The organism is Streptomyces sp. XY431 (genome assembly GCF_001279805.1).
GTDB classification, from domain to species: domain Bacteria; phylum Actinomycetota; class Actinomycetes; order Streptomycetales; family Streptomycetaceae; genus Kitasatospora; species Kitasatospora purpeofusca.
This window is the reverse complement of record NZ_LGDO01000082.1, coordinates 76174-85955: the sequence shown is the minus strand read 5'-3', so window position 1 is coordinate 85955 and position 9782 is coordinate 76174. Positions and strand designations below refer to the sequence as shown.

The 9782-nt window shown below is 73.2% G+C and carries 6 protein-coding genes; 1 reads left to right on the top strand and 5 read right to left on the bottom strand.

Annotated elements, in window-relative coordinates:
* Positions 1-248: 248 nt before the first annotated feature.
* The 3 genes from ADK60_RS48070 to ADK60_RS11710 all read right to left on the bottom strand — a co-directional run bounded on the left by ADK60_RS48070 (position 249) and on the right by ADK60_RS11710 (position 2668).
* A complete protein-coding gene (locus tag ADK60_RS48070; protein WP_063783120.1) occupies positions 249-659 on the bottom strand; it encodes a hypothetical protein in 411 nt (136 codons plus the stop codon).
* Between the two features lie 412 nt (positions 660-1071).
* Positions 1072-1782, bottom strand: a complete 711-nt coding sequence (gene rnhB / locus ADK60_RS11715) for a ribonuclease HII (protein WP_053645429.1) — start codon at positions 1780-1782, stop codon at positions 1072-1074.
* A 175-nt stretch (positions 1783-1957) separates the two neighbouring features.
* Positions 1958-2668 carry a TetR/AcrR family transcriptional regulator gene (locus ADK60_RS11710; protein ID WP_079008266.1) on the bottom strand — a complete coding sequence of 237 codons (711 nt, stop codon included), beginning with the start codon at positions 2666-2668 and terminating at the stop codon, positions 1958-1960.
* Positions 2669-2826: 158 nt separating this feature from the next.
* Here ADK60_RS11710 and ADK60_RS11705 point away from each other — a divergent pair, with 158 nt between their 5' ends.
* The gene (locus tag ADK60_RS11705; protein WP_478332127.1) at positions 2827-4374 is read left to right on the top strand and encodes an MFS transporter; all 1548 of its coding nucleotides are present in this window, start codon (positions 2827-2829) and stop codon (positions 4372-4374) included.
* A 185-nt stretch (positions 4375-4559) separates the two neighbouring features.
* Here the strand turns inward: ADK60_RS11705 and ADK60_RS11700 are convergent, their stop codons facing one another.
* Together ADK60_RS11700 and ADK60_RS11695 are read right to left on the bottom strand one after the other, a co-directional pair.
* Positions 4560-6311, bottom strand: coding sequence for a DUF4153 domain-containing protein (locus ADK60_RS11700; RefSeq protein WP_159400397.1), 1752 nt, complete (start codon positions 6309-6311; stop codon positions 4560-4562).
* 211 nt (positions 6312-6522) lie between these two features.
* On the bottom strand, positions 6523-9723 hold the full coding sequence (locus tag ADK60_RS11695) for an Ig-like domain-containing domain (protein ID WP_159400396.1): 3201 nt from the start codon (positions 9721-9723) through the stop codon (positions 6523-6525).
* Positions 9724-9782: the final 59 nt, after the last annotated feature.

Sequence of the window (9782 nt, the reverse complement as noted above, 5' to 3'; positions counted from 1 at the left end):
CCCCTGCCCCTGCCCCTAGCCGTCCACCCCGCCCCGCCACAGCGTCCGCGCCGTCCCCGGCCCCGGACATGCCGAAGCCCGGCACCCATGGGGCACCGGGCCGGGACGGAACAGGACGGGGAGAAGGGGACCGAACAGGACTGGACAGAATCAACGCACAGGTCGTCGACCAGACCGTCGACCGGGCCGGAAGGCCGGTCCCGCGAGGGCCGGAGGGCCCCCGCGGGTCGCGGATCCGGATGCGGGTCTCAGGCGGGCAGAACGCGCGGAGCGGGTGCGCCGGCGGCGGCGAGCGGCGTACCGGCGACCGCCGGGTCGGCGCCGCCGCAGACCACCAGCAGTTCCTCCGCGTGCCGCAGCGCCTTGGCGTACGCCGCCGCGGCGCGCTCGGCCGAACCGCCGTTGACGACCAGTACGACCACCGGGCGGCGGACCGGGCGGGTCAGCTCCGCGTCGGCGTAGAAGACGTCGCCGCCCTCGGTGAGTTGCGCCCAGTAGCGCTCCTCGCCGAAGGAGAGTTCGTGCTGCTGCCACGGGTGCGCCCCGCCGACGGTCAGCACCAGGACGGCGCCGGGCTCGCGGCCGGCGTCCAGCAGCAGATCGACGGTCTCGTCGGCGCGCTCCAATGCTGCCGCCCGGCTGGCGGGGACGTGCCGCACCTCGACCGGCGCTGCTTGCGGTGCCGGCTGCGGCGCCGGTCGGGGACCGGGCTTGGGAATCGGGCTCGGCCGCGGCGACGGCCCCGGACGGTCCGCACGCGCGCTCGTCGAACGCGGCCGCGCCGCCCGCGGCGGTGCGGGGCGGGGCCCCGGCACCTGGACCGGCGCGGGGCCGGCGGCCGGCGGTACGACGGGGGTCGCGCCGCCGGTGGCTGGCGCGTGGAGGGCTTGTGCGTCCGACTCGCGGGGACTGGGAACGCCGGGGCCCGGGAGGCTCTCGTTGATCTCCGGCTCCTCGGGGAAGACAGGCATACCCGGATATCTATCAAATGCCGGTCGAACGCGCACGGGCGCCCCACCCATTGGGCACCGCGAGCCCTACGGTCCGCGGTCGAAATATCCCGACGTAGTGTCAGAAACCGAGCGCGAGCTGCTCCCCGGAGGACTCCGCGGAGACCGTCCCGGCGGGGCCGGGCACCACCCGGATCCGCTTCAGATGACGCCACTTGGGCAGCGCGTCCAGATAGGACCAGGAGAGGCGGTGGTGCTCGGTCGGCCCGAGTTCCTCCAGTGCGGCCCGGTGGACCGGGGAGGGGTAGCCGGCGTTGTCGGCGAAGGCGTACTCGGGGTGCTCCTCGCCGAGTTCGGCCATCATGCCGTCGCGGTGGACCTTGGCGAGCACGGAGGCGGCGGCCACGCAGATGCACGACTGGTCGCCCTTGATCACCGTGCGCACCCGCCAGGGGCCGCCGAGGTAGTCGTGCTTGCCGTCCAGGATCACCGCGTCCGGCTCCACCGGCAGCGCCTCCAGTGCACGGACGGCGGCCAGCCGCAGCGCAGCCGTCATCCCGAGCTCGTCGCACTCCGTGGCGGAGGCGTGGCCGAGGGCGTACGCGGTGACCCAGTCGGCGAGGACGGGTGCGAGTGCCTCACGGCGGAGCTGGGTGAGCAGCTTGGAGTCGGTCAGCCCCTCGGGGGGCCGGCGCAGGCCGGTGACGGCCGCGCCCACGGTGACCGGACCGGCCCAGGCACCACGCCCGACCTCGTCCAGGCCGACCACGATCTTGGCGCCGGCCCGGCGCAGCGAACGCTCGACGGAGTGCGTCGGCGGGACGATGGGCATGAGGGGGTCCGTTCAGCTGGTCGGACTCCAGCCTAAGCCACCCGCCCGCACCCCCGACCCGGCCCCGACCCGGCCCCGCCCCGGGCCCCACCGGACGGGAGGCCGGGCGGAAAGCCGAGCGGGAAAGCCAGCGGAAAGGCAGACGGGAAGCCGGACCGGAGACCGGGCGGCCCCCTCACATCCGGATCAGCGGAACGAGGACCTCGTCCACCAACTGGTCGACGAACTCGGGCCCGACCTGGCGGCCGCAGACCTTCACCCGGTACAGCAGCATCGCCGGGACGACGTCGGCTACCAGCGGGGTGGCGGCGTCCGGCCGGACGTCGCCGCGCTCGGCGCCCCGGCGGAGGATCTCCAGGATCACGCCCTTGGTGGGCTCGATCATCCGCTGGGCGATGAAGTCCTTGAACAGCTGCGCCTGTTCGTGGTCCAGCTCGGCCATCACCGCGGTCACGGCGCCGCCCGCCCGGGAGCGCGTCACCGAGGCGAAACTCTCGACCAGGTACCGCAGTTCCTCACGGGCGGACCCGAAGTCCGGGGTGTCGGTAGGGCGTGGGAGAGTGGAGTCCAGGGCGTCGATGACCAGTTCCACCTTGGACGCCCACCGCCGGTACAGCGCGGCCTTTCCGGTGCGCGCGGCACCGGCGACCCCTTCCATCGTCAGCCGCGCGAACCCGCCGGAGGTGAGCTGATCGAGCGTCGCTTCGAAGATCGCCGCCTCCAGCTCCCGCCCGCGCCGCCGCGCCGGCCTGGTCAGCGCCTCGGCCACGGCCTGGACGGGGCAGGGGCCCCGCGTGGGCTCGGGCGCGCGTTCCGCCTCGACCCGGGGGGTCTGCCGGCCGGCCGAGCGGTCCTTCGCCTGGCGCCGCACCAACTGATCCATCATCACCAACCCTAAGGAACGCTTGCGTTCATAATCTCGCCGACGCTATCGTCCACAGTAGTGAACGATACCGTTCCTTCATAGCCTGCGGGACGCCGTCGGGCCGAGCCGGACCCCAGGGTCCGCAGCATACGAAGCAGTAGCCAGCAGGGGGCATCAACTTGGCTATCTCCGACACACTCAGCAAGAACTCTCCGGCGCGGAGCGGGCACGGCCCGAACAAGGGCATCACCCTCGCCGTGATCGCGGCCACGCAGCTGATGGTGGTGCTCGACGCCACCATCGTGAACATCGCCCTGCCGCAGATCAGGGACGCGCTGGACTTCTCCACCACCAACCTCTCGTGGGTGATCAACGCCTACACGCTCACCTTCGGCGGCCTGCTGCTGCTCGGCGGACGCGCGGGCGACATCCTCGGCCGGCGACGGGTCTTCATCGCCGGCACGCTGCTGTTCGGGCTGGCCTCGCTGCTCGGCGGCTTCGCGCAGGACGGCGGCATGCTGCTGGCCGCCCGCGCGCTCCAGGGCATCGGCGGCGCGATCTGCTCGCCGACGGCCTTCGCCCTGATCGCCACCAACTTCGACGAGGGGCCCGAACGCAACCGGGCCTTCGGCGTGTTCTCCGCGGTGGCCGGTTCGGGCGCCGCGATCGGCCTGCTGGCCGGCGGCCTGCTCACCGAGTACCTCGACTGGCGCTGGGTCTTCTTCGTCAACGTGCCGATCGCCGTCCTGATCGCCTTCGCCGCGCCGCGCTACATCGCCGAGTCGGAGCGCCACCCGGGCAAGTTCGACCTGCCGGGCGCACTCACCTCGACGCTCGGCCTGGTCGGCCTGGTGTACGGCTTCATCCGCGCCGCGTCCGACGGCTGGACGGACCCGGTGACGCTCGGCTCCTTCGCCGGCGGCGTCGTGCTGGTGGCCGCGTTCGTGGTCATCGAGACCCGCACCGCGCAGCCGATCACCCCGCTGAAGCTGTTCGCGAACCGGAACCGCACCGGCGGTCTGGTGATGATGCTCTGCCTGGCCGCCGCCATGTTCGGCATCTTCTTCTACATCACGCTCTTCGTGCAGGGTCCGCTGGACTACAGCCCGCTCAAGGCCGGCTTCGCCTTCATGCCGATCAGCGCCTCGATCATCGTGGCCGCCCAGCTGGCCTCCACCTTCCAGGCCAAGTACGGCCCGAAGCCGTTCATGGCGGGCGGAGCACTGCTCGTCACCGTCGGGCTCACCTGGCTGACCTTCATGAACGCCGACAGCGGCTACGTGGACGGCATCCTCGGCCCCACCGTGGTCTTCGGCTTCGGCATGGGCCTGGTCTTCGTCCCGGTCATGCTGCTCGCCGTCGCGGGCGTCTCCGGCCAGGAGACCGGCGCCGCCTCCGGCCTGCTGAACTCGATGCAGCAGATCGGCGGCTCGCTCGGCCTGTCGATCCTGACCACGGTGTTCGCGCACTACGCGACCGCCGAGGCCAAGGTCCAGCTGCCCGGCTTCATGGCCACGGCCACCCCGGAGCAGAAGGCCTGGCTGCTGGAGAAGCAGGAGTTCCCGAAGGGCACCGGCGCGGCCAACGAGGTGCTCGCGCAGGGCATCTCGCACGGCTTCATCGTCGGCGCCGTGATGGCGGGCCTGGCCTTCGTGATCGCGGTCGTCGCCATCAAGGCGAAGGCCTCCGACCTGCCGTCGGACACCGCCGGCGTCGCCGTGCACTGACCCGGTCGCCCGCCTCGGTGGGCCGCACCGGACGCGACACCGCGCAACACGGCACGACGCGCCACCGCGCACCACAGCACGACGCACCACAGCACGACACAGGGCCGGTCGGGAGCAGTAACGCTCCCGACCGGCCCGTCGCGCATTCCCCGGAGGCTCGCAGCCACCGGGGCCGGCGCCGACGCTCAGCCCTCGAAGGCGTAGTCGCGGCTCATCCCCACCCGGTCGCAGGCGTCCTCCGCGTACGAATAGTGGTCCGGCATGGGCCGTTCGGCGAGGATCCCCCGGGCCCGCGACGCCGCCAGGCTGGTGGCGTACCAGGGCGTGGAGCCCTCCGCCCGCAGGTTGTACGCCACCAGGCCCAGCGCACACGTCCGGTAGTCGCCGGGCAGCCGGTCCAGGGCCGGCACGGCGTCCACCGAGAGGTAGCGGACGTTGCGCAGATCGATCTGCCCGGTCCGCTCGAAGCGGGCCACGTTGTGCTCCGCGACCATCGCGTCCGGCCCCATCAGCCCGTAGACGGCGGCGGCCGCCACCGCGCTGAGCACCGCCGCACGCGGCAGCCAGCCGGCCGACGGGGTCAGGCCCGCCACGATCAGCAGCACGAACACCACGCCCAGCCAGATCTCGACCGCCAGCACCCAGAGCCGCAGGGTGGTCAGACCGGAGGCGTCCACGTAGAACCACATCCGCCCGAGCGCCGCGGCCACCACCACCAGGGTCAGCAGGCAGAGCGCGCCGAGCAGCAGCCGCACCAGCCGGCGGTCGGCCTCCGTCCCGCGCGGCGCCCAGCGCTTGGCGAGCGCGACGACCACCAGGGTCAGCACGGTGACCACCAGCAGCTGCCAGAAACCCTGCCGGGCGTACTCGGAACGGCTCATCCCGGTGCGCTCCAGGATCGCCTCGGCGCCGCCGAGCACCACCACCGCCTGGAGCACCACGAAGGCGCCGAACATGAGGTTCAGCGCGGCCAGCGGCAGGGCCCACTCCAGCCGGCCCCGGGCACGGCCCGGCCGGACCACGGTGCGGTCCCAGCGCCGCGGGCCCGCCGCGATGTGGGCAAAGCCCAGCGCAACTGCCAGGCCGAGCGCGAACAGGGCCGCACGGGCCGGGAGTTCACCGAGGTCAAGGCTGGGGACGAGGCTCTCCAGAACGTTCGCCATGGCCGCGTCCGCACCGGCGAACAGGGCGCCGAAGACGGTCAGCAGCACCACCGCCACCAGGACGCCCTTGAGCACCGGCACCAGCTGGCCCCGGTCGCCCGCGCGGCGGCCGCGCAGGGCCCGGCCGGCCCACACCAGTCCGGGCACCAGCTGCCAGAGCAGACCCGGCAGCGCGAGCAGGACGCCGCTCCAGCGCCGTCCGCCGTGCAGCGCCAGCGAGGCCAGGCCCACCGCCCAGACGGTGCTCAGCAGCACCGGCCAGCCCGCCTCGTACAGCGCCGGGACGGCGAGCAGGGCGAGCGCGAGCGCGCTCCACAGCACGGTCCAGACCCTCGGCCGGCGACCGGCGGCCCGGGCGGCGGCGCCGGCGCCCACGGTGACGACCGCGGCGCAGAGCAGCAGGTTGACGCCGAGTCCGTCGATCAGCAGCCAGGAGCTGAGCAGACCGGCGAGCACCGCCGCCAGCACCGTCCGGCCGGTGGCCGGGGCCTTCCGCTCCGGGTCACTGGGCCGCAGCCACTGGAACGGCTGCGGCGCGGGGGTGCCGGGCGCCCGGTACGGGTCGGCGCCGGGAGCACCACCGGGGCCGTGGCCATCGGGGCCGTGACCACCGGAACCGCGACCGCCGGCCGGGCCGAAGGCCCCGGTGGGCCCGGCCACCGGCACACCGCCACCGGCACCGGCACCCACCCCCGCGTCCGCCCCGGCACCAGTACCGCCGGCACCGGGCCGGGGCGGCACTCCGCCCGCGGCGGGCATACTGAATCCGGACATGGGATCCCCCTCAATGGTCGGGTGGGAACGCGGAATCCACCCTCTGGGCGGTCCGCCGACGAGCACGCGGAACCACACCGGTGAGGACACCGGGCACCACGGCCGAAGCCGACTGTAGACCATTCTGAACAGGTTCAAAAACACCGGGCCGGGCTCTGTCACACCCCTGTGACAGAGCCCGGCCCGAAGCCGAGGAGGACGTGGACCCGCGTCAGTACGTCCCGTAGAGCGAGTACCGGAAGGCGTCCTTCACCGCCGGCCCGAAGTCCGCCGGCCACGTCCCGAACGGCACCACCGTGTTGCTGTACGCCCCCTGCCCGGCCGTGCCGGTCGAGTAGTTCATGTTGTTCACCGTGGTGCTCGTGCCGTTGGTGTTGTAGACGAACCAGTACGAGGTGTTGGCGCTCAGGGTGAGGTTCACCGGCAGCGAGTTCCACGCGTTGGCAGTCAGCGTGCCCGAGCCCGTGGCGGCCACCAGCGTGCCCGGCGAGCCGCCCGCGTCGGTGTAGACGGCCAGCTGGTACCGGTTGTTGGGCGCCGCGGCGATCGGTCCGACGTGCACGCTCAGCGCGGTGAGCGCCGCCGGATCGGCGCCGGTGGTCACCCGGCTGCCGTTCAGGTGGTTGGAGTCGGTGTCGTCGATCAGCGAGCCCACCGCCGTGTTCCCGATCGTCCGCGGCTCCGCTCCCCCGGTGGTGAAGGAGAACGTGTACGGGGCGGCCAGGACGTTCCCGGACCGGTCCCGGACGCCCTGGACGGTCGCGGTCCACCCGGTCGTGAGTGCCAGCGGGGCGGCCGGCGTGAACACCACGCCGTTCGCCGCCGCGTCGTGGGCCACCGACCCCGCGACCGCCGCGCCGCCGGCCGTGGCCCGCAGGGTGACGGACCCGCCGGTGACGCTCGCCGGGTCCAGCGGCTCGTTGAAGGAGAACCGCACCGCCGTGCCCGGGGCGACCCCGTCGGCGCCGCCGGCCGGGGTGGTGCCGATCACCGTGGGCGCGGTGGTGTCCTGCCCGTAGCTCGCACTGTAGGAGCCGACCGCGCCGTCGAAGAACGCGTAGGCGATGCCCTTGACCGTCTCGACCCGGTACGGCACCGGATGGCCGCCCGAGGTGATCCCGGTCAGCGTGCCCGCGGCCGCGTCGACCGGCAGCATGGCGCGCAGTCCGTTGGCGCCGCCGGTGATGCCGAAGGTCAGCGCGCTCCCGTTCCAGGACAGCCCGGTGAAGGCCGAGGCGTTGCGCCCGTCCAGCCAGGTGAGCATCTGCCGGCCGGACACCACCGGGGCGCCGTGGGCCTTGGCGGCGGCGACGACCGCGTCCGAGGCGGCGGAGGCGGCGAAGTCGGTGTGGATGTTGGCGGTCAGGGCCGCGTAGTAGCCCTTGGCGCCGTACGCCGCGTCGAGCAGGGTGTTGACGGTGCCCGGGTAGGACTGGCCGGACTCGTCGGTGAGCTGGGTGGTGGCCTGGTACTCGTCGATCACGCTGCCGTCGGTGTCGGCGAAGCGCATGATCTGTGCCGTGCCGTTGAAGTAGCCGGGCCGGTCCTGGGTGAAGTTCGAGGGGTAGAAGTAGTAGTCGGTGTCCAGCCGGATCCCGTTGGCGAGCTTGGTCCTCGCCTGGGTGGCCCAGTCGTCCCACTCCACGCAGTGGGTGCGGCTGCTCGACGGGTTCGGCAGGTTCGGGTACTTGGCCCGCCACGCCGCCAGCTGGTCCCGGTAGTAGCCCTGGAGGACCGAGGTGCTGCCCCAGGGGCGGCAGTTGGTGCTGATGTGCACGCCGACCTCGAAGCCCTGGTCGCTGTACGCCTTCGCCTGGGCCGGGGTGAGCGGGTCGTCCGTGTAGATGTAGGAGGAGCCGCGGACGCACTCCCAGTTCGCGACCGAGCAGCCGGGCGGGCTCTGCGCGATGTAGCCGTCCCAGCGGCCGGCCGTGCCGCCCACGCCGTGGTCGTCCCCGGTCATCACCACGACGGCCTTGACGTCGCGCGGGAAGTACCAGAACCGCGGCAACGGCTGCGCGGTGGAGGCGAGCTGGGTGAGCAGGTTGGCGAGCAGCCGCTGCTGCTCGTCGGCGATCGGGATCAGCGCCTTGTCCAGGTCGTTCCAGTCGGGCTGGCCGCCGGTGCCGAAGAACATCTCGCTGGCCTCGTAGCCGTCGACGCCGTCGCGCTGCTGGCCGGCCCAGGCGGCGTTGCCCTGCCGGGTCTGCACCACCGACCTGGCGAGGTCGTAGCTGAACGCGGCGGCGCGGCCGCTGCCGGTCGTGCGCAGGCTGACCGCCGGGTTGGCGGTCGCGGTCGCGGCGTCGCTGTACAGCGTGGCGACCGCGGTGGCGCCGTTCAGCGTGTAGAGGTCGGCGGGGCCGTGGTAGCCCATGGTGTCGCCGGTGATCCCGGCGCCGGGCGCGGCGCCGGTGTTGACCTTGAGGTAGGCGTCGGCGCGGGTTCCGGTGGCCGGGGTGAGTCCGAACAGTGGCGCCAGCTGCCGGTCCGGGCGCATCGCGACCAGTTCGCCGCCGCCGTTGGTCCAGGTGGTGAACAGTGCGGCCTGGGCGGCGGTGAGCGGCATCTCGCCGAGCAGCACCACCTCGGCGGAGGCGAGCACCGAGGCGGTCACGGCCGAGATGTCCACCTGGCGGTAGGCGTTCAGGCCCTCCGCCTTGAGGATCTCGGCCAGGTACCGGGTGTACGGATTGGCCTGGCTGGTGACCAGCAGGATCGGGCCCTCGGTGCCCGGCCCCGCGCCGGGCGACGGGGGCGGCGGGGCCGCCTCGGTGGTGTACGTGGCGTAGATCGAGAAGCTCAGCCCGCTGCTGGTGACCGCGCCCGCGGTGGCCGGCCAGCTGCCGAACGGCAGGCCGCCGTTGCCGTACACGCTGGTGCCGCCCGGGCTGTACCGCAGGTTGTTGACCGTCGGACCGGAGCCGTTGCTGTTGTAGGCCAGCCAGTACGGCGTGTTGGCGGTCAGGGTGGCCGTCAGCGGGACGGTGTTCCAGCCCGACCCGGTGAGGGCGGCGGTGGCACTGCTCGCCAGCAGGGCACCCGGGCTGCCGCCGTTGTCCTGGTAGATCGCGGCCTGGAAGCGGTTGTTGGGCGCGGCGTCCACGCCGTCCACGTACACCGAGACGCTGCTGACCGTGCCGCCGGCCGAACCGGTCACGTACCGCGAGGCGTTGAGGTAGTTGGAGTCGGCCGTATCGGTGGCGCTGCCGACCGCCGTGGTGCCGAGCGTCGCCGTGACGGCCGCCGCCGGGGGCGCGCCCGGCCCGGACACCAGCGCCGCCGCCGTGGTCAGGACCGCCAGCAGGACTCCGGCCCGCCGCCACCACCGCCCTCCCGCACGCCCGCCGCCGCCCCGATCGTCACCGCGTCTGTCGCTACGCCCGCCCAGGCGTGTGCCCCTGTCTGCCATGACCGCCCCCCTGTGTCATCTCGGCCGACCAGCCCCTAACGGTGTACCGGTAACCCGCC

What these genes read in the sequence shown, in the direction of transcription:
- ADK60_RS11695 (WP_159400396.1), bottom strand. Translation starts at nt 9,723, where the DNA reads ATGGCAGACAGGGGCACACGCCTGGGCGGGCGTAGCGACAGACGCGGT.
- rnhB (WP_053645429.1), bottom strand. Translation starts at nt 1,782, where the DNA reads ATGCCCATCGTCCCGCCGACGCACTCCGTCGAGCGTTCGCTGCGCCGG.
- ADK60_RS11700 (WP_159400397.1), bottom strand. Translation starts at nt 6,311, where the DNA reads ATGTCCGGATTCAGTATGCCCGCCGCGGGCGGAGTGCCGCCCCGGCCC.
- ADK60_RS11710 (WP_079008266.1), bottom strand. Translation starts at nt 2,668, where the DNA reads ATGATGGATCAGTTGGTGCGGCGCCAGGCGAAGGACCGCTCGGCCGGC.